The following is a 19,851-nucleotide window of genomic DNA, read 5'->3' as shown; positions in this document are numbered from 1 at the left end:
AAATTATTAAAACTTTTACTAGGCCGAAACCGATTGCTCTATTCAACATCCACAGTTAACCGCACAAAGCCCATTTCATCTTGCAAATTAATATACAACCAGATCTTTCCGTCCTTGACAAAATGGTAGCCAGGTGGTGTATTTAGCGCTTCAACAAGTGACGCTGCAATCACATTAAAATCAGGGTCAAAAACAGTCAGGTACACGTCTGATTCAGTATCCTCATAATTTTCTACATCCTTTCCTATTTTGATAATTTTATGGGAAAACCGGTAAAATAGCTGCTTCTCTTCATCCCAAAGGGGAGCCATAAAATTAATCTCCTTACGCATGTCTAAGGATGTCTGCTTAAACGCATCTTCGTTTTCAAAATCTTGATTGTATTTTCCTGTTTTTTTATCAGCAGTCAATTTACTCTGGTAATCGATCTGCAACAGGCTGTCATTATCATAAAGTAAAATACTGTTTGAAATTTCATTGCTGATAATGTAACTTTTTTGGTGCTTACTTATCGTTACAGTTGGAAAGGACATTTGGATTCTGGAAGGACTGCTTAATTTAAATCTAAAATTTTCTAATGCTTCAAAAGGTAAAGGTACTTTAGTAAGGGATTGGGTATCTGTATTCAAAATCCCCAAGGCATATGTTTTCTCACTATTATCTCGAATCAAGCCTATCATGGTGTGCAGGTCAACCATTTGGTTACTTAAAAATTGAAAATTTTCACTTTCTCCCATCTTGTCTCCGGCAAACGGTATACCGTAAAAGGCAAATTCACTCCTCTTGCTTCCTTCTAAATCGAATAGCCTTACATTCATATAGCCCATAAAAGCAATGGCATTGGAGGAAACGAGGTTTAATCCAAAAACCATCTCGCCTACGCCATTGGGTCCTTCCTTTTCAAATGGAAGTTTTTCTGCCAGTATCCCCTTGTTCAAATCAATCTTTTCGAGGGTATAATCATTTGGGTTAAAATTATACAAGTATTGTTTTTTCTCATCAAGTGAAGCTACCCGTAGCCCGGCATTTAAGTAAAGAAATTCATCTACCGGATCGATTAGTAGGGTATCAAGCGTAAAATGCATCTCCAAAGGAACATTCACTTTGCCCTCGTTTTTTTCTCCGCAATAAACTAATAAACCACATAGAACAATGATGAATGATTTTTTCATAGATAAAGGTATATTTTATTAGGTAGGAGTTTTTATGATTTTCTAAATTCGATTATTGATTACAAATCAAAACTAAGGCGGACAAACGCCATCTCGTCCTCCATATTCTCAAAAATCCAAATTTTGCCGTCTTTGGCGAAATGGTGAGCAGGTGCTTTGTCCAAGACAGGCACCCTAGACTCCCGCAACATATTAAAATTACCATCATATATAGTAAGATAGACTTTAGCTCCAGATGGATTAGGTAAGAGTTGACCAGGAGGAGGGCTTGCATCTTGACTGTATTCCAATTCGTATGAAAATCTCAAATACACCTGACGGCTCTCGTCCCAGACGGGACTGTTGTAAGAAATTTCAGCCAAACTTTCCCTGAGAAGCTCTTGAAACAAGATTCTGTCGTTTATTTTTTCGGGAAAAACGGTCTCTTTTTCACGGGGAATCCAACCGTTTTCAAAAGTCTTTTCGCGAAAATCCTTCTCTCCGGGTTCCTTAATATAAAGGTCTGAACTTCCAAACAAGCCCAGCAATACCTTGCCATTGATCACTTTCAGGTATTCCCCGCCTCCTACAAACAAAGAAGTCGTCCCATCGTCAAAATCCGTTTGGTATTGAATTGATTTTTTTAATAAGGGATTTTTCACTATTCGGAAGGCTTTTTCATCGATATCCCAAAACATTACGGCTGGTTCCCGATTTCCAGGAGTTATATATATACCAGCATAAGTAGAAGTGGTACCAGGCAAACGCTCAGGAAATAGCACGTTCCCTTCTTCCTTGCTTGAAACAAATGCTGGGATTTCCCGCGGTCCTACGGCAGATATATTTTTTCCACTGCGGTCAAACAAGGCATGCTTTCTATAGCCCGACATCAAAAACCTGTTCTCTTCAACAAGTTTTATTCCAAGCATATATTCTCCTAAACCATTCGGCCCTTCTTCTTCGAAAGGAAATATGGAAGCAAGCGCCAACTTATCCAAATCGATCTGCTCGATAGAAATGGTTTGCCGGTTTAGGTTATACAGATATCGTTTTTTATCATCAAGTACAGCCGAACGCAGTTCATTGTTCAAAAACAGAATTTCTCCTTTGGAATCGATTTTTACAGTATCAAGTGTAAAATTTAAATCCGTATCTATCGCTTTTTCACCGGAAGAATCGGCAGATCCACAAGCCCACAAAAAGAAAAAAAGCAAAGCGTAAAAGAATTGTTTCATGGGGTTTTATAGATTGAGAGAGAAAAATAAAGAAAAAATGAGCGGGTTAAAAGCTAATTCTGCTTAAAAACCCCAGTCTAGTCTAAGTTAATTGTGCATAATTTACACCTAAAATACCCAAAGCTTTCAACTTTCCCAACTCGAGCTAAATCAGAAAAAACAAGTAAACTTTCATTTAAGCCGCTCAGTCTATCCCTGTTGAAGACCATAACTTCTCGTTAATGATTTATCCGAATTTGCAATTCGGTTTTGAGAATAGGAAAAAGATCTCGAATTTTAAACCTATACCAATTGGATAAGGATAATGGAGCAATTACTTAAGTTGAAAACTTTCCTAATGATAGATTGAAGTAATCACTATCCCTCAATTGATGGTATTTCTATTCTAAAGTTTACTTATGCGACTTTCAAAGATTTTTTTGAGTGTATTTTATCTATTGCTGCTAAGTTTTCATTCAAACCTATTGGCACAGGAGAGACCTCCAAATATTGTTTATATCCTGATAGATGATTTGGGTTGGAAAGACCTGGGCTGCTATGGGAGTGAATTCTATGAAACGCCAAATATTGACAAGTTAAGGGACCAAGGGATGAAGTTTACAGCTGCCTATTCAGCAAGCCCTGTTTGTTCTCCTTCTCGGGCAAGTATATTGACGGGGAAAAATCCTGCGAATATCGGTTTTACGGGTCATATAACTGCCATTGGTAAGCACAGGTATCCGGAGGAAGGAAGGATTATTCCACCGGATGATTATATGCACGTTTCGCTTGAAGAAAAAATGATTCCTGAAATTTTGCTTCAGTCAGGCTATACCTCGGCAAGCATAGGTAAATGGCATGTTGGGGAAGAAGAAAAGTACTTTCCTACACATCAGGGATTTGCTATTAACATCGCGGGATATGAACATGGAAGTCCTCCGACCTATTGGGGACCATTTGAATCGGAAAAAAGCTGGAACCCAGTGATAAAAAATCTGGACAATAGAGAAGAAGGGCAATATTTAACCAACAGACTAACCGATGAGGCCATCAATTTTATTGGGGAGAATAAGGAGAGGCCCTTCTTTTTGTACCTGTCCCAATATGCCGTGCACACTCCTTTAGAGGCGCCTGATTCCTTGGTGAAAAAATATGAATTGAAGTTAGAAGGGCAAAAGGAGCAAAAGAATGCGATTTATGCAGCCATGATAGAGAATGTCGACTGGAATGTTGGAAGGTTATTGAAGTCCTTGGATTCTCTTGATCTGGAAGGTAATACCATTGTTATTTTGGGAAGTGACAATGGAGGTGAAGGTAGGGTGACCAACAATGCCCCACTTAGAGCCGGCAAGGGTTATATTTATGAAGGGGGAATCAGGGTTCCATTAATGATCAAATGGCCAGGGAAAGTCAAGCCAAACAGTACAAGTGAGGTGCCAGTAATCACGGATGATATGCTTCCGACGATTGTTGAAATGGCAGGATTAAGCATTGACAATCAGGACATAGATGTTGTTTCTTTGCTTCCTTTATTGACCGGTGAAGGTGGATGGGATCGTGACATGCTCTGTTGGTATTATCCACATTACAGTCCACAAGCCAAAATGCCCGGGTATGCCATACGCATAGGAGATTATAAATTGGTAGAATACTATGATCCGCCATCCATAGAGTTGTTTGATCTTTCTAAAGATATAGGCGAAACCAATGATTTGAGTGGAGTGGATGTTCAGAAAGTGGAGGAAATGAAAACATCTTTTAAAGAATGGTTGATGGATTTTAATCCTATCCTACATACCGAAAACCCCAATTACAATCCTGATAATAAATCAAATTAAAATAGCAATTTTCAAGTACCGTCTGGTCTAAGTTTAGCGAAGCCTAACTTAGACCCAAAATGCTGAAAGTTTTCAACTTTCATACTTTCCCAAGATTAAAATAAACGTTAAGAGTTTCGCACAGAATTGCGGAGCCACAGAAAGGATTTTCAAAACCTTAGCGTCTTTGCGAGGATCATGAATAAAGTAAACGTTGAAAGCTGCACGCAGAGTCGCGGAGTCGCAAAGAAGTATTTTAAAGATCTTAGTGTCTTAGCGCCTTCTTGAGAGCCTACTCTAGGCTGGTCACCCAAAATGCTGAAAGTTTTCAACTTTCAAAACCGCACGAGGAGTAGATTGCATCTACTCCTTCCTATCAAACGAAATCTACAATTCCTTTTAAGTCTGAATTATAAATATTCTAAGGCCAAGTTTAATGTGCTTTCCCAATTCTACTCTAGGTACCTACCGCTAACACTTAAACTTCGTCTAAAAGGTATTCAAAAGCGATTTTATAAAAGAGAAAATTCGTTAACTTTATAACAATAAACTTCATTAGTATGGACCTAGCTGTTAAAAATATTGAATTGATTAATTGGTTGACCACTCAAGATGAAACCATGATCAAAAAAGTTGATGCATTGCGTAGATCTTCAATGGAATCAGCCTACCTAACAAGAATGGGTGAGAATCTGGAATCCAAATTAACCCGATCGAAGGCCGACAGAAAGAGTGGTAAGACTCACAGCCAAGAGGATGTTGAAAATTTTTTTAAAAGTAAGTGGGACCGGTGAAGAAATTACAGGTGATTTGGACCGATGAGTCGTTGAATGATTTAGAAATCATTTATGACTTCCTTGCGGAAAAATCCCGAAAAGCTGCAAAAAACGTTGTCCAGTCTATCTTAACCAAAACCAGACAATTAGAAACTTTTCCCGAATCAGGATCACCTCATGAGGCCAATATATCGATAGTGGGTTCATAGCGCTTCCTAGTCCAAGGAAATTATAAGATTATCTATAGTATCAAAGGAGACGCTCTGTATGTAGAAGCCGTAGTGGATACCAGACAGGATCCCGCTAGTTTAAGGGTTTAACTATCCCTTTATTGGTCTAAATTTTCTGCCCTATATAGGGCTATTCCCCTAAGATCCTCACCAAAAACTTTTTAAGACCTTGAACTACATGCTTATGACGAAGTTTATGATTTCCTTCTCCAGGTCTAAATCCCTATAAGTTTTATGGTGATGAAAGGTAGATTGTATTTACTATTATTATTGATTTGGACTATTGGTTGTTCAAAAGATGGAGATTCAAAGCATGTAAGCGGAGAGGAAGAACTCTTCGATGAGTTTTATCTAAGTTTTTTTAATGATAGAGTTTTTCAAATGTCTAGAATTAATTTTCCTTTGAGGGGAGGTAGTACAGAGTATGTTTTTGATGAGAGTATTCATCCGGATATTGAAAATGACAAATTCATGGTTTCTGATGGAAAATTCTATTGGCAAGAAAAGGGCTGGGTTCACCTGAATGAAATGGATAAATCAAATCTTAACTACAGCCTGGAATTTACCAATAAAACCAATAAAGTAGATTTAATTATTAAATCTAAAATAGATGACTTCATAATTGTTATGGAGTTTGAATTAATTAAAAAGCAGTGGTATTTGGTTTATTATAGTTCAGACTGGTATTAGAATATGGAATCTGGTCTAAGTTTAGCGAAGCGTACCTTAGACCCAAAATGACGAAAGTTTTCAACTTTCCAAAACCTAGCCTCAGGTGGCAAAAATTATAGGTATAACTCCCTTCCCTCCTGCATAGTCTATAGCACCGCTGTATTGATAATGTTCAGGTAATACTACTAGTCCGGCTTCTACAGGATTTTGATGAAGGTAATCCAATCGTTGTTTCAGCATTTTTGCGTTAGAAAGCGCTATAGGGTGGTTATTTTGTTGCCAGAATTGAAATTTTAAGTTGTTGGCGTTTCTTTTGCTGGCCCTTCCAAACATCCAAAGCATCCATTCTTTCCTGCTTTCTTTAGGGTTTTCGGCAATCGCTTTTAACAAAGCTTTGGAGGTATGCCGTTTCAAGTCCCTCATAATGTCTGAAAGTATATTGTTTTCAGAACTAATGATAGGGTGCACATGGCTAGGCATTATACACCAAGCATATAATTCCAGTCCTTTGTTTTTGCTACAATACACCAGAGAATCAACGATAATTTCAAAGTATAATTTTCTCGTAAATACATCTATCCAGTTTACCGTAGCAAAACTTGTAAAATAAAGTTCAAGAGAATCATGGAAAACATATTTTCTACCCATAAAACTAACATGTCTAGATTTTTGAAAAAAACTTCAGCAATGAGGTTTTAAACTATTATAATTTAATTAAAATCCAGCTGTTTGGATCCACTAAAGTTGAAAACTTTAGACATGATGGGACGAAGTTACCGCTATCGCTCAAACTTCGACCAGTGGAAGGAAAAGATGAAATTGATTAAATCTATATTCCTTTAAAATCGTTATATTTAGAATGTACTTTAAAACCGAATAGGATGGAGACAATCGCCACCAGAAAATTTGCGCTTATAGAAAAGGTGATGAGCTTGAGTGAAGAAGAACTTACAGAGCTGGAAACTTTAATGGTTAAGCTTTCAGAAGAACCTGTGAATGTTGAGCAATACAATCGCCAGATTGAGGCTGCTGAAGGTGAAGTGGACAGGGGAGATTTTTATAGCCAGGCTGATGTAGAAAGAATGTCGAAAAAGTGGTAAGCATAAACCCTCTAGGCTGGTCTAAGTTTAGCAAAGCGTAACTTTAGACCCAAAATGACGAAAGTTTTCAACCTTCATTACGCATACTCAGGTAATAAAAGTCGAAAATGTTTCCTACCCTCTGAGTGTCCAACTTTCAGCATCTTTTGAAGTGTGGAATACAGCAACAATTAGGACATGTTTTTTGGTTTCATTGACACGGAAGTGAATGCCGTATGGGAATTTTTCCAATAAGAAAATACGAGTGTTGCCGTACCTGATTTGAGTTTTAAGTGGATTGCCTTAAATGCTTTCAACAGCTTTGGAGACATGCTGACCAAACAAACTGCCTAAGTTAGTTTTTTGCTCTTCATACCAAAGGAATGCTTCTCTGATATCATTTTCGGCCACCTCAGCAATCGAAATGGAATAGGCCATATTACTTTTTGAAGATCTCTTCTTTAGCCTCTTTCCAACTTCGGGTTTTCATCTCTCCATCATCGATCATTTGCAATCGTCTGTTGACTTCATCCTGTTGCCATTGGGGAATTACCCCTTCTTTATTGATGGTTACATAATCTAAGGTCTTAATGTAGCTCAGGAAAGCATCAAATCTGTTGTCCTCTATATCAAGTGTGATTTTCATAAGCTCATTAATTAAAATAATTGCCTTTTATTCAATAGGAAATACCATTACAGAAAATCTCAGTAATTCTTTAATCCTAATATAGAAGAAATTTTTTGGCCTTCAAAACCGTCTGCTCTAAGTTTAGCACCTTCTGGTCTAAGTTTAGCGAAGCGTAACTTTAGACCTAAAATGACAAAAGTTTTCAACTTTCATAACCGCACTAGGAGTAGATTGCATCTACTCATTCCTATCAAACGAAATCTGCAATTCCTTTTAAGGCTGAATTATAAATAACCTAAGGGCTAGTTTAATGTACTTACCCATTAAATACGGAAAGAACTTACCCAATACTACTCAGGCCTTACCGGCTGGGTCCAGGCCAGTTGGTTTTTCATGTTTTCAACAGGATTGTGCTGTGGTTCGGAAGAGGTGATTTTGCACCGTACAAATAGTAGGTCTTCACTTACTTCAAAAGATCCGGCAATGCCTTCAACGGTCTTTAATACCTTGGTATCCTTTTCGCCTTCTTTGCAGCCAATAAACTCCAAAGTGTAATTTACCCCTTCTTTGGGAAGGGCCGCAACCTTCAAAACATTGTTTGCATAGCTAAGCTTTTCCAATTCCACACCTGTGGATGCATAAAAATCCCCTCTTTCCATCGCTTCTACCAAAGTGCCAGCTTCCAATGAATCCGCCTCAACGACTACCCAACCTCTACCGGCATTGCTAAATTTTGCGCCTTGTTTGTGGTAATTGTGACTGTCATCAGTTGCCAGGCCAAAAATCAAAGGTTGGCCTTTTTCCAAGTAGGCGATATTGATAAAATCCCACATGGCTTCATAACCCATTCTGGCGGAATCACCTAAATTATGAACCGCAGGATGGCCATTATATACCTCAAAAAAACGTTCTCCTTTTAACCGAATCATGTCTTCAAGGGTGATGGCCCAAATGAAATTGGGATGATTGATATGCACCATCATTGGTTTGCCAGAAGCCTTTCTTTGCTCCAAAACCGCATTGATATTGTTCTGTAGCACTTCAACTACACTGCCTCCCTCCATTGGAACAATAAGTCTTTCCAGATTGGTAAGGTTGAGGTGTAAAGGTTTTCCTTCAAAGCCTGCTGTGATTTCCTGAGCAGGAATCATGAGGAATTTTTCTTTTTCATTGTATAGGGGAGCATATTCTTTAAAAGTCTTCAATTTCACTTTTAGCTCTTCATCCTCCTGCATATATTCCACCCATTCCTCACCGTATTCTGAAAGGTAGGCCTGGAAAGCATTTCTATATAGACTGTCAGCTTTAATAGATCTCCATTTTTCACCTTCCTGGAAAATATTGTGATCAGACAAAGCCACAAATTGATAGCCTTGATCCTTGTACCATTTCATGATTACTTCAGGAAACTCATCTCCATCACTCCAATAGGAATGGGTATGCAGATTGCCTTTGTACCAGTTTTTACCCGATTCTTCCTGGCTTGTTTTTTGCGTACAGGACAATACAAAAAATAAATTTAAACAGGTAATTATTACCGGTATCGAATAGGCTTTCATTGATTTGGTGGATTAAGTTGTTCTTGTTAAGCTTGAGCAATATATTCAATGCATAACTAAAATCAAACTGGCAGGAAAGCTAATTTCCAGACCTATAGGAGGGATAAAAGCAATTTGATATATTTAACCTTTCAAACCGGCATAAATTTTCATATGGCTAACCAGACAAAATTGATTAATTACCTGAACCAGATACTTAAAAACACTTATGATGGCATAAAAAGTTATAAGGATGCTGCTAGAAATGTGGAAACAGGTGCAATAAAAGAATTTTTTATAGAACGCGCCAAAGATAAATTGGTTTTGATTGATGCGCTTAAGGAAGAGATTTACCTGTTGGAAGGAATCCCTGTTGAGGAGGGGAGTTTAATGAATTTGTTTTCGAGATCGTGGAATAACTTTAAAACCTCTCTTGATCATGACAATGCCAAAGAAATAGCGAAATATTGTCTGGAAGAAGAAAAAAAGCGAATGGAGGAATTCGGCGTTTTGTTGAGAAATCCTGAACTCGTTTCGGAAGCGTTTTTCGAGGTCTTGGATGATCAGAACGAAAAAAACCTTGCTGCCATAAAAGCGTTAGTAGAACAGATTAAATCCTAAGTATTTGGCCTATAAATTTCAATGTATTCGACACAAATTATTTAGGCTACTAATTTGAAAAATAGGACCAAACTTTTAAAAGCATAAATAGCAATTTTACTATAACTATAAACCTATGAAAAAGCATTTAATTTGGCTAGTTGGGCTGTGTTTTATTCAAACTTTAGCTTTTAGCCAGACCAAAATTGATTTTAGGGAATTCACGTTGGACAATGGTTTGAAGGTGATCATGCACAAAGACAGCAAGACGCCAATAGTCGTTACCTCAGTGATGTACCATGTAGGGTCCAAAAATGAGGACCCAGAGCGTACCGGATTTGCTCATTTCTTCGAACACCTTCTTTTTGAAGGTTCAGAAAACATCGAAAGGGGTGAATATACAGATATCGTAGAAGGCAACGGTGGGGCATTAAATGCTTTTACGAGCAATGACATCACGTATTATTATGAGCTAATGCCTTCAAATTATCTGGAATTGTCGCTTTATCTGGAAAGCGAGCGCATGCTGCATGCTAAAATTGATGAAATAGGCCTGGAAACACAGCGAGAAGTGGTCAAAGAGGAGAAACGTCAGCGTTATGACAATCAGCCTTATGGAACCATTCTTCCTGAAACTTTGGTAAGGGCTTATAGTAAACACCCCTATCGTTGGGCGCCAATCGGATCCCTAGACCATCTGAATGCGGCAAGTTTGGATGAATTCATGCAGTTTTATAAAGATTTCTACGTTCCTAACAATGCCATACTTACCATCGCTGGTGATATCGATTATTCTCAGACCGAAGAGTGGGTAAGGGAATATTTCACGGAAATCCCTAAAGGAAAGAAGGCCATCTATAGACCGGATATCGTAGAGCCAAAAAAGGAAACAGAGATCAGGGACATTATCTATGACAATATCCAAATACCTGCCATCATTCAGGCTTACAATCTTCCACCTAAAAATCATCCGGATGCTTATGCGATGGAAATGCTCTCCACCTATCTTACAGGAGGCAAATCTTCGCTAATGACCAAAGAGCTTGTAGACAAACAACAAAAAGCTTTGTTGGTCGCTGCCATTCCACTTGATCTGGAAGATGGAGGCATTTTTATAATGTATGGCATTGCCAATATGGGCGTTGCTCCAGAAGATCTGGAAAAGGAAATTGATGTCCTAATCACGCAAGTGCAAGAGGAAGGTATTTCGGATCAGGACTTTCAAAAATTGCAAAATATCATTGAAAATAACCTGGTAAGTAAAAATTCATCCATTGAAGGAATTGCCCAAAATCTTGCTGAAGCCAGTTTGTTTTATGGGGATACGGAGTATATCAATAGAGAACTGGAAGTGTACCGCAAAGTAAGTAAGGAAGACATACAGCGGGTGGCCAGGAAGTACCTGACCCTCGATGGCAGAGTGGTATTGTATTACCTTCCTAAACCACAGGAATCGGCTCAAAACCAATAAAAACCCTAACTGCTAAAAATATGAAGACCTTATATATATATCTTTTTGCCGTACTTATTTCCTTCGGAGCACAAGCACAAGTAGACAGAACTGTTTTACCTCCTCCTGGACCAGCACCTAAAATTGAATTTACCGACCCTGCCACATTTACTTTGGACAATGGTCTGAAAGTTTTTGTCGTACCAAATGATAAACTGCCCAGGGTAGCATTTTACTTGATCTTAGACAGGGATCCGCTTTTTGAAGGGGACAATGCAGGATTGACAGGTTTCGTTGGGGACATGATGATGGCAGGAACTTCCTCCAGAACAAAAGAGGCCTTGGATGAGGAAATTGACTTTATTGGTGCTTCCCTGGGAGCAGGTGCTACTTCTCTTTCTGGATCATCGCTCAAAAAACATCAGGGCAAAGTACTAGAGTTAATGACTGATGTATTGTACAACCCGGTTTTTCCACAGGAGGAGCTTGACAAACTCAAAAAGCAAACCCTTACTTCTCTGGCTTCTTCGAAAGACGATCCGGATTATTTGGCAGGCGTTATTTCCAATATTTTGGTATATGGTAGAGAGCACCCTTATGGGGAAACCATGACCGAGGAAACGGTAGAAAATGTAAGTCTGGATGACGTAAAAGAATATTACCAAACCTATTATAAACCAAACATCGCCTACCTCGCAATCGTTGGCGACATTGATGCCAAGGAGGCAAAAACATTGGTGGACAAGTATTTCGCGTCTTGGGAAAAAGGAGAAGTTCCGACATTTGAGTACCAGCAACCTGAATTGCCTTCTGAAAACAAGGTGGCCCTTCTGGATCGTTCTTCTGCTGTGCAGTCGGTAATCAACATTGCTTTTCCTGTAGAAATGCACCTCACGAACCCGGATTATATGGCCACGAGGGTAATGAATTTTATTTTGGGAGAAGGATTTAATTCCAGGCTCAATGGCAACTTGCGTGAAACCAAAGGATATACTTATGGGGCAAGATCAAGTTTTGGATCCGATAAATTGATAGCCAGGTTCTCTGCCGGCACCTCTGTAAGAAATGAGGTCACGGATTCATCTGTCTATGAAATGATTTATGAAATCAGAAATTTGAAAGAGAAAGGCATTACAGAAGAGGAACTTAAAATGGCCAAAGCCAATCTCAGTGGTAGGTTTGGAAGGTCTCTTGAAAACCCAAACACCATCGCTACTTTTGCCATAAATATTGACAGGTACAATTTGCCCGATGATTTTTATAGTACTTACCTACAGCGATTGGATGAGTTGACTGTTGAGGAAATAAATAATGTAGCAGCCAAATACCTCAAACCAGACAATATGTACATCACGGTGGTGGGGAATGGCTCGGCTATAAAAGAAGGCTTGTCTCAGTTTGGAAAGATCAGGATGTACAATTACAAAGGGGAAGAGGTTCAGGAAATTGAATTGTCTGATGATAATAAAACAGCCATAGACGTGATTGGCGATTACCTCACAGCAGTGGGGGGTGTGGATGCTGTTGAAAATATCAAAACTGCCAAACTTCAAATGTCAGCTGAAGTTCAGGGCAACACAGTGGAAATTTTTGCTGATTATGATATGGAAAACCAACGCACAGTACAAAAGGTAAATGTAATGGGCAACGAAGCTTCCAAAACAATTGTAAAGGAAGGCAAAGCCACTGTCAGTGCCATGGGGCAATCTCAAGTCCTGACAGACGAACAATTTGAGGATTTTAAAATGACCTCCTTATGGTTCATACCTGAGTTATACTATGAAACCATGGGCTACACCCTTACTTTAGATGGGGCGGCTGATTTAGATGGCAAAGCGGCTTACAAAATTATCATTTCCAATCCTACAGGTGGTCAGGTGATCAATTATTACAGTATAGACAATGGGTTGAAATTAAGAAGTGAAAATAAAATTTCAGGAGAAGTTACTTTTCTAGATTATCAGGAATATGAGGGTGTAATGGTTCCTGTAAAAATGATAATAAAAAGTCCGATGGTGCCAGTTCCTCTTGATACGGATGTTACAAAGGTGGAATTGAATGCCCCTGTTACTGACCAAGATTTTAATTAATTATATACATGATATCGATGAGAAAACATATTTTTTCTTTACTTATAGTTTTATTGTTTGTGGCTGGGCATTCGACGAATGCGCATACCAATATTGATACAGATCCTTTGCCAGAGAAAACGCCAAAGGAAATCATTGATGATTATATTAAAGCCATAGGAGGGGAACAGAAAATTTCAGGAATCAAAACGATAGTTTTGGTGATGGAGGCTGAGATTCAAGGGATGAAAATAGAAATTGATACCAATAGAGACATGGAGGGCATGCGTTTGATGCAACAGATGGTGGTCGATGGAAGTGTGATACAAAAGACGGTGGTAAAAGATAATGAAGGGTACATGAGTTCGATGGGACAGGTGAAAACACTTTCAGCGGATGAATTGGAAACGCTCAAAACCAATATTTATGCTTTTCCTGAGCTGTATTATGAGGAAATGGGATTTATAGTGACCAAAGGGGAAAACGCCATAATTAAAGGTGAAGATGCCTATACATTGTTGGTGACCAATTCAACTGGACTAGAAACCAAGGAATATTTTAGTGTTGCCACAGGGCTTAAATTAAAAATGATTGCGGATGTTGCTGGAGATGTAGAATTTGATGATTATCAGGAAGTCAAAGGCATATTGTTTCCGATGAAAGTTACCATTTCAAATGCAATGTTGCCCGTTCCCATGGAGACCCACGTGGTCAGTATACAGTTGAATGAACCGCTTGACAATTCTTTATTTGAATAAGAAAAGGGACTTTAAAGTCCCTTTTCTTATTTTACCGGTATGGTATTGCTCCTAAAAGATTTAGCCGTTCTCAAATTAAGCCCCTTCAAAGGTGAAAATAGCATAACCATTGGCTCATTCCATTGGTAGTCAGATAGCTCCCATTGTATTGCTTTTTTTAATACCCTATTCACAAATTGCCGACCTAAGGTCGCTACCTCACCTTACGTTTTCACCTGTCTTTTAATGGGCATTTAAAGTTTAACAAACTTGTTGAATTCTGATAAATCACCGGTAAGTTTGATTTTATAGCTTGCATAGTATAGCCTCTTTTCAATAGGCAAGCTTATGTCCATTGTTTCACCCCATCTGCTGATTTGCATGTGGAGGCCATCATTGTCTAAAGCGTAAGACAATATGCGGTCTTTTATCATCAGTTGCTTATAGGCTGGAGATTTGGGGTGTATTTTTATCAGATGGCCCTTAGGGTCTGTAACTATTCCAAAATCACTTTGTAGCGGAGTATCGGTGCTTCTTTTTTCTATATGAAGCCCTATTTCAGGCAAAACCTTCTGCAGCAAGGAAAACAAATCCCCTTTTTCCCATACATAATCCGTAAAAAACTGCTGCATTTCTTCTTGCTCCTTCGCCAGAGAAACAACTACTTGCTCAAAGTCTTTCAGTTCATAGCCTTTAGCATTTTTCCCAAAGCGTTCCCACATAATTCGCATGGCAGCATGCATGCGCTGTCCACCTCTCATAAGCATCACATCCATGGCCAACACTAAAAGTGCCCCATGGGTATAAATACTAACTTTTTTGTCGGGTACGCCTGGTTTGTACCCGTCGAGCCACAGGTCCCAGCTCGAATCTACTATGGCTTGATTCTCCCAGCCCAGGCTTTCAAAGCCTCTCTCCATCAGCTTCTCCAATACTTCCAAATATCTTTCTGAGGAATAATACCCTGATTTTAACAAGTAAAAATCACCCATAAAAGTTGTAACCCCTTCAGCGATTAGTCCTTCCTTTAGATATGCCTCACGAGAGAAGTCATAGGGCTGTATGGACTTTGGGCGGATGCGGCATACATTCCAGAAATGATAAAGTTCATGTGAAGAGATGCCCATCAACCTGTCCATGCCTTCCTGGGTTTGAAATAAACGGTCTGGCCCCAGGGTAATCACTGTAGAATACTGGTGTTCCACGCCATGGTAATGAGGAAATGGCAGCAGGTGGATAAGAAAGTGATAGTCTTCAGCGGGGAAGTTGCCTAAATCATCGATCTGTTTTTCGGTAAAGCGACTGAATTCCTTGGTTAATGTTGACCAATCAAAAAATACCTTTCCATGCACCCATAGGTGAAAAGTACTTGCTTTTACTTTATAGGTTTTATGATGCAAATCCGCAGCTGCCAAAAATGGGCTGTCTACCAATTCCTGATAATCGCTCGCCAAAAGAGTATGTTTCTCCTCTTGAGGCAGGGCACAAGCAACCTGATATTCCTGAGGAAGGTCCAGTTCGACGGTTATTATTTCTTCAGTTCTGTTAGAAATGGCAAAACAAATATTTATAAAATTAACATAAACCTGGTCGGGAGCTACCCAAGAACCGCCGGCATCGAGTTGGGCAGCATGGTAAGAATAAGAAATTTTATAATATCCTGCTGATTTTGTAAAAAATGTCCAGAGGTCTTTTGTTTGTTTTTTTGAAGTCACCTTTCCGTCTGGCCCGGTCACCACCAATCGGCTGATATATTGGGCATAATTGGCTATTTCATACCTTCCAGGGCGCCAAGAAGGCAATTGAAGGTCAATTTTTTCGTCTTTTTCACACCTAAATTCCAATTGAATTTTCAGAATTTGGGACGTTGGTAAGGGTGTACTTAGGGTATATTTCATGAAATGTATTGAAATGGTCTTAAACAAAAGTAAGCCACTGGTTTGTAAATAAAAAAAACCTCTCTATCTTTGCAATCCTTTAAAAAACGAGAATCAAGCGATTAAAATATAGCAATAATGAAAAGAACATTTCAACCTTCCCGCAGGAAAAGAAGAAACAAGCACGGTTTCAGAGAGAGAATGTCCACTTCCAATGGCAGAAGAGTAATTAAAGCCAGAAGAGCAAAAGGTAGACATAAGTTATCGGTATCTTCTGAGAAGACCCTTAAGAAATAATTCTCTCTCATAAAATAATTTATGGGATAATTTATTCAGTGCTGTTTTATGGATTGTAAATTTTCAAAGAACGAAAGATTACATTCCAAAAAGTTAATAAAGGAACTTTTTGATAAAGGTTCCTCTTTTTTTTATATCCCTTCAAGGTATTGTATCTTGATGAAATAGGGATTTCTGACAATCAATTACTGGTATCCGTTTCTAAAAAGAAGCTGAAAAATGCTTCGGACAGAAACTATATTAAAAGGAGAGTAAAAGAGGCTTACCGCCTCAACAAACATCTCCTTCCTTCTACGCAAGGGTCCAAAAAACTTATCGCTTTAATTTACGTTTCAAATGATCTAATGGGTTATCATGAGATAGCCCCCAAAGTCATAAAGGTCCTTAAGAAAATACCTGTAGCAAAAACACCTCAAGAATGAATAAATTTATTTCACGTAAAGGCATTTTTACTAGCCTTACTGTAGTAGGCATCGCAATTTTAACACTGTCTTTTTATCCTAAGAATGACAAACTTTTTGACCTGGCCAAAAACCTGGATATTTTTGCCTCCTTGGTAAGGGAACTTGATACGTATTATGTAGATGAAATTGACCCCAATGAGCTGGTCACCATAGGCATTAATGCAATGCTTGCCCATCTTGATCCCTATACAGAATACATTCCTGAGGAAGGATCTGATGATTTTAGGGTAATGACCACCGGAGAATATGGTGGAGTAGGTGCTTTGATAGGAAATCGCCTTGGTAAAAACATGATCATGATGCCCTATGAGGGATTTCCTGCGCAGGTGTCAGGTTTGAAGGTGGCAGATGAGCTTTTACAGGTAGATACCGTGAATGTAATTAATGAAAATACTGGAAATATTTCTAAGTTGCTTAAGGGCCCGGCAAACACAGAAGTTCAAGTGGTGGTCAAACGTGGTGAGGATACCTTGTCTGTAAAACTTACCCGGAAGAAGATTGTCATCAGTAATGTGCCTTATTATGGAATGGTAGAAGGTGAGACCGGTTATATCAAATTGTCCGATTTCACAACGAATGCAGGTCAGGACGTGGCCTTGGCATTGCAGGACCTAAAAACACAAGGAGCAAAAAGAATCATACTGGATGTTAGAGATAACCCAGGGGGGATTTTGCTTGAAGCAGTAAATGTTGTAAATGTTTTTATTCCAAAAGGCCGAGAGGTAGTTAAGACCATTGGGAAATTGGATAAAGTGCTTTCTGAATATAAAACCAGAGCATCACCTCTTGACAAAGAAATTCCATTGGTAGTGATGATCAATGAACGAAGCGCATCAGCTTCAGAAATTGTTGCTGGTGCTTTGCAAGATTATGACCGAGCAGTTTTGGTGGGCAGAACCTCATTTGGAAAAGGGTTGGTACAAAGTACTATTCCTTTGTCTTACAATTCACAGGTTAAGCTCACGACTGCCAAGTATTATATTCCAAGTGGTCGTTGTATCCAGGCCATTGACTATAGCAAAAAAGACGAAGATGGTAACGGCATCTACGTGGCGGATTCCTTAAGAAAAGAATTTCAAACCAAAAATGGTCGAAAAGTGTATGACGGAGCAGGCATTGAACCTGATCTTGAATTAAACTCAAGAAGTTTTGCTCCCATTACCTATAGTTTGGTAACAAGAAGTCTGGTTTTTAGTTTTGTCAGCGAATTTGCTTTAAAACATGATAGTATCGCCAAGCCAAGAGAATTTGAAGTGAGTGATGAACTGTATACCTCTTTTGTAGATTGGCTTCAGGACAAAGAATACGATTATACTACAAGGGTAGAAAAAACCATAGAAGATCTGGAGAAATATGCCGAGCGTGAAAAGTACTTTGATGATATCAAAGAAGCGCTTGATAATTTGAAGAACAGTGTTAGTCATAGCAAAGAGCAAGACCTCGTTACTTTTAAAGACGAAATCAAAGAAGCCTTAAAGGATGAAATTGTTTCCAGGTATTATTATCAAAACGGGGTAATAGAAGCCTCATTGGATCAAGATTCGGAGATTAAAAGTGCCTTACAAGTATTTGCCGATTCAAAAGTTTATGCTTCCTATTTGACTCCGACCGAATAAAGAAAACATTTGAATAATCGTTTTCTGTGGAAAACCCTTACAATGTTTGGCCTTTGCTTTGGGTGGTGAATGACTTCGGCAGCCAGTAAAAGAGATACCACAAAATTCAAGTAATATAAAACGGCTGCTCTATTTTTGAAGCAGCCGTTTGTTTTTAACGACAGTCCGTTTCTAAATTGCTTGATTAAAATATGCAATACATATACTATAATTATACATGAGTAAAATACTTTCCATAGAAACTTCAATTGCCGTTTGTTCTATAGCGATCCATGAGGATGGCAAGCTACTTGCTCTTTCTGAATTGCATCAGGACAATGTGCATGGGAGTAAATTGGTGCCATTGATAAAAAGCTTGTTGGAGCAGGCGGATTATAGCATTAGCAGTTTTGATGCCATTGCGGTAGCCCAAGGTCCAGGATCCTATACTGGATTGCGTATTGGGGTCTCTACAGCCAAAGGTCTGGCCTTTGCCCATGACTTGCCATTAATTGGGATTGATAGTCTTGATGGGCTTGGCTGGCAATTGGTAGGGCAGGTGGATGCAGGGTCTTTTATTGTGCCCATGATTGATGCCCGCCGAATGGAGGTATACGCCAAAGTTTTGGACGCGAATGGGGAGACAATCGCTCCGTTGAAGCCTGTAATTTTGGAAGAGGGTGTGTTTGGAGATTTCTTAGACGCTGGAATTGTTTATTTTTTGGGTAACGCCAATAAAAAAACAGAGGAGTTCCTGAACCATGCCAATGCCCGGTACATCGACCAGCTAAATTCTGCGGTAAGTTTAGGTGAATTGGCTTACCATAAGTTTATGAACAAAGATTTTCAAGACATCGCATACTTCGAGCCGAACTACTTAAAGGAGTTCTTGGTTTTAAAATCAAAGAAGAACCCATTACTATTATGAGCGAAATTATAAACAGGGTAGCCAACAGTCCTATCGTTACCATTGATCTGGAAACCTACCACGTTGCAGGAGAGCGAGTGGTATTTGATTTGGAGCCATTTTTGTTTCAGGGCCTGGTGATTAAAGAAAAGGAATACCGTGAAAGCTTTAAAAGCTTTGACTGGTCATTTTATGCAGATAAGCTGGTGGCCATTACTTGCTCAACTGATGCGATCATTCCGAAGTGGGCTTACATGCTTGCCATGGTGAATTTGCAGCCTATAGCTAAGGAAGTGATTATAGGAAATGTTGAAGACCTGGAGAAACATCTTATAAGTGATGCTTTAAATACACTTGACTTGGCTTATGTTCAAGATAGGCCAGTGGTAATAAAAGGTTGTGGCAAGTTGTCTGTACCGGATTACGCTTATGGAGAGATTGTCAAGAAAGTTATGCCACTCGCAAAAAGCGTGATGTTTGGGGAGCCGTGTAGTACTGTTCCGGTATACAAAAGGCCGAGGGTTAAATAAGTTTAATTAATATCAGACTGTTTTTGAGTGGGTTAAAAGATATTCACCAATTCTTTTTGACAAGTGTTTGGCATATTCATAAAAGAGCCCTATGTTTGCATTCCCAAATGAGAGACGCTCGAGGGAATAAGCAAATAGAGAAATAAACTTTTGTTTTAATTTGAAAAAGAGAATAAAATTTTATTAATATTTTTCTCTCAATAATTTTAAAACGTCAAAA

21 protein-coding genes are annotated in these 19,851 nt (G+C 38.8%); 14 read left to right on the top strand and 7 right to left on the bottom strand.

All coding sequences use genetic code 11. From position 1 onward, the window contains the following. Positions 1 to 38 precede the first annotated feature (38 nt). Both AC0L7T_RS27875 and AC0L7T_RS27870 read right to left on the bottom strand, forming a co-directional pair. Positions 39 to 1,172 (bottom strand): DUF4221 family protein, encoded by a 1,134-nt coding sequence (locus AC0L7T_RS27875; protein ID WP_473340089.1) that lies wholly within the window; start codon positions 1,170 to 1,172, stop codon positions 39 to 41. Between the two features lie 59 nt (positions 1,173 to 1,231). Further along, complete coding sequence (locus tag AC0L7T_RS27870; RefSeq protein WP_473340087.1) at positions 1,232 to 2,386, bottom strand: DUF4221 family protein; 1,155 nt, start codon at positions 2,384 to 2,386, stop codon at positions 1,232 to 1,234. Positions 2,387 to 2,784: 398 nt separating this feature from the next. Between AC0L7T_RS27870 and AC0L7T_RS27865 the strand changes: the two genes are divergently transcribed. The 4 genes from AC0L7T_RS27865 (at position 2,785) to AC0L7T_RS27850 (ending at position 5,878) form a co-directional block, all read left to right on the top strand. Further along, entirely contained in the window at positions 2,785 to 4,203 is a 1,419-nt protein-coding gene (locus AC0L7T_RS27865) for a sulfatase (RefSeq protein ID WP_473340086.1), read from the top strand. A 539-nt stretch (positions 4,204 to 4,742) separates the two neighbouring features. Then, positions 4,743 to 4,976, top strand: a complete 234-nt coding sequence (locus AC0L7T_RS27860; protein WP_473340085.1) for a hypothetical protein — start codon at positions 4,743 to 4,745, stop codon at positions 4,974 to 4,976. Beyond that, the gene (locus tag AC0L7T_RS27855; RefSeq protein WP_473340083.1) at positions 4,973 to 5,167 is read left to right on the top strand and encodes a type II toxin-antitoxin system RelE/ParE family toxin; all 195 of its coding nucleotides are present in this window, start codon (positions 4,973 to 4,975) and stop codon (positions 5,165 to 5,167) included. The genes AC0L7T_RS27860 and AC0L7T_RS27855 overlap by 4 nt, the downstream gene beginning before the upstream one ends. 261 nt (positions 5,168 to 5,428) lie before the next feature. Continuing rightward, positions 5,429 to 5,878: a hypothetical protein gene (locus AC0L7T_RS27850; protein WP_157470395.1), complete on the top strand. Its 450-nt coding sequence runs from the start codon at positions 5,429 to 5,431 to the stop codon at positions 5,876 to 5,878. 81 nt (positions 5,879 to 5,959) lie between these two features. On the opposite strand, the gene AC0L7T_RS27845 is transcribed toward AC0L7T_RS27850, so the two are convergent. Continuing rightward, positions 5,960 to 6,508 (bottom strand): REP-associated tyrosine transposase, encoded by a 549-nt coding sequence (locus tag AC0L7T_RS27845; protein ID WP_473340081.1) that lies wholly within the window; start codon positions 6,506 to 6,508, stop codon positions 5,960 to 5,962. Positions 6,509 to 6,741: 233 nt separating this feature from the next. On the opposite strand from AC0L7T_RS27845, the gene AC0L7T_RS27840 reads away from it, so the two are divergent. Beyond that, positions 6,742 to 6,960, top strand: a complete 219-nt coding sequence (locus AC0L7T_RS27840) for a hypothetical protein (RefSeq protein ID WP_473340079.1) — start codon at positions 6,742 to 6,744, stop codon at positions 6,958 to 6,960. A gap of 282 nt (positions 6,961 to 7,242) precedes the next feature. On the opposite strand, the gene AC0L7T_RS27835 is transcribed toward AC0L7T_RS27840, so the two are convergent. The 3 genes from AC0L7T_RS27835 to AC0L7T_RS27825 all read right to left on the bottom strand — a co-directional run bounded on the left by AC0L7T_RS27835 (position 7,243) and on the right by AC0L7T_RS27825 (position 9,126). Further along, the gene (locus AC0L7T_RS27835; protein ID WP_473340078.1) at positions 7,243 to 7,377 is read right to left on the bottom strand and encodes a hypothetical protein; all 135 of its coding nucleotides are present in this window, start codon (positions 7,375 to 7,377) and stop codon (positions 7,243 to 7,245) included. Position 7,378: 1 nt separating this feature from the next. Continuing rightward, positions 7,379 to 7,585, bottom strand: a complete 207-nt coding sequence (locus AC0L7T_RS27830) for an addiction module protein (protein ID WP_473340077.1) — start codon at positions 7,583 to 7,585, stop codon at positions 7,379 to 7,381. Between the two features lie 332 nt (positions 7,586 to 7,917). Next, positions 7,918 to 9,126 (bottom strand): CehA/McbA family metallohydrolase domain-containing protein, encoded by a 1,209-nt coding sequence (locus tag AC0L7T_RS27825; protein ID WP_473340075.1) that lies wholly within the window; start codon positions 9,124 to 9,126, stop codon positions 7,918 to 7,920. Positions 9,127 to 9,279: 153 nt separating this feature from the next. Here AC0L7T_RS27825 and AC0L7T_RS27820 point away from each other — a divergent pair, with 153 nt between their 5' ends. The 4 genes from AC0L7T_RS27820 to AC0L7T_RS27805 all read left to right on the top strand — a co-directional run bounded on the left by AC0L7T_RS27820 (position 9,280) and on the right by AC0L7T_RS27805 (position 13,982). Then, positions 9,280 to 9,726, top strand: coding sequence for a DUF2383 domain-containing protein (locus AC0L7T_RS27820; protein WP_473340074.1), 447 nt, complete (start codon positions 9,280 to 9,282; stop codon positions 9,724 to 9,726). Positions 9,727 to 9,841: 115 nt separating this feature from the next. After that, positions 9,842 to 11,176, top strand: a complete 1,335-nt coding sequence (locus AC0L7T_RS27815) for a M16 family metallopeptidase (RefSeq protein WP_473340072.1) — start codon at positions 9,842 to 9,844, stop codon at positions 11,174 to 11,176. Between the two features lie 20 nt (positions 11,177 to 11,196). Further along, a complete protein-coding gene (locus tag AC0L7T_RS27810; protein ID WP_473340071.1) occupies positions 11,197 to 13,245 on the top strand; it encodes a M16 family metallopeptidase in 2,049 nt (682 codons plus the stop codon). A gap of 17 nt (positions 13,246 to 13,262) precedes the next feature. After that, complete coding sequence (locus tag AC0L7T_RS27805; protein ID WP_473340070.1) at positions 13,263 to 13,982, top strand: peptidase, M16 family protein; 720 nt, start codon at positions 13,263 to 13,265, stop codon at positions 13,980 to 13,982. A gap of 233 nt (positions 13,983 to 14,215) precedes the next feature. On the opposite strand, the gene AC0L7T_RS27800 is transcribed toward AC0L7T_RS27805, so the two are convergent. After that, positions 14,216 to 15,859, bottom strand: coding sequence for a M61 family metallopeptidase (locus AC0L7T_RS27800; protein WP_473340068.1), 1,644 nt, complete (start codon positions 15,857 to 15,859; stop codon positions 14,216 to 14,218). Positions 15,860 to 15,976: 117 nt separating this feature from the next. Here AC0L7T_RS27800 and rpmH point away from each other — a divergent pair, with 117 nt between their 5' ends. The 5 genes from rpmH (at position 15,977) to AC0L7T_RS27775 (ending at position 19,631) form a co-directional block, all read left to right on the top strand. Continuing rightward, positions 15,977 to 16,135: a 50S ribosomal protein L34 gene (gene rpmH, locus AC0L7T_RS27795; protein WP_020894049.1), complete on the top strand. Its 159-nt coding sequence runs from the start codon at positions 15,977 to 15,979 to the stop codon at positions 16,133 to 16,135. A gap of 149 nt (positions 16,136 to 16,284) precedes the next feature. Further along, positions 16,285 to 16,557 (top strand): ribonuclease P protein component, encoded by a 273-nt coding sequence (locus tag AC0L7T_RS27790; protein ID WP_473340067.1) that lies wholly within the window; start codon positions 16,285 to 16,287, stop codon positions 16,555 to 16,557. Then, complete coding sequence (locus AC0L7T_RS27785) at positions 16,554 to 18,215, top strand: S41 family peptidase (protein WP_473340066.1); 1,662 nt, start codon at positions 16,554 to 16,556, stop codon at positions 18,213 to 18,215. Before AC0L7T_RS27790 ends, AC0L7T_RS27785 begins: the two co-directional genes overlap by 4 nt. A gap of 217 nt (positions 18,216 to 18,432) precedes the next feature. Further along, on the top strand, positions 18,433 to 19,122 hold the full coding sequence (tsaB, locus tag AC0L7T_RS27780; protein ID WP_473340064.1) for a tRNA (adenosine(37)-N6)-threonylcarbamoyltransferase complex dimerization subunit type 1 TsaB: 690 nt from the start codon (positions 18,433 to 18,435) through the stop codon (positions 19,120 to 19,122). Beyond that, the gene (locus tag AC0L7T_RS27775) at positions 19,119 to 19,631 is read left to right on the top strand and encodes a DUF2480 family protein (RefSeq protein ID WP_473340062.1); all 513 of its coding nucleotides are present in this window, start codon (positions 19,119 to 19,121) and stop codon (positions 19,629 to 19,631) included. The genes tsaB and AC0L7T_RS27775 overlap by 4 nt, the downstream gene beginning before the upstream one ends. Positions 19,632 to 19,851 lie beyond the last annotated feature (220 nt).

This window comes from Cyclobacterium sp. 10D3-21, from assembly GCF_055809755.1.
The sequence above is the reverse complement of the archived record's forward strand: the minus strand, read 5'-3'. Positions and strand labels throughout refer to the sequence as shown.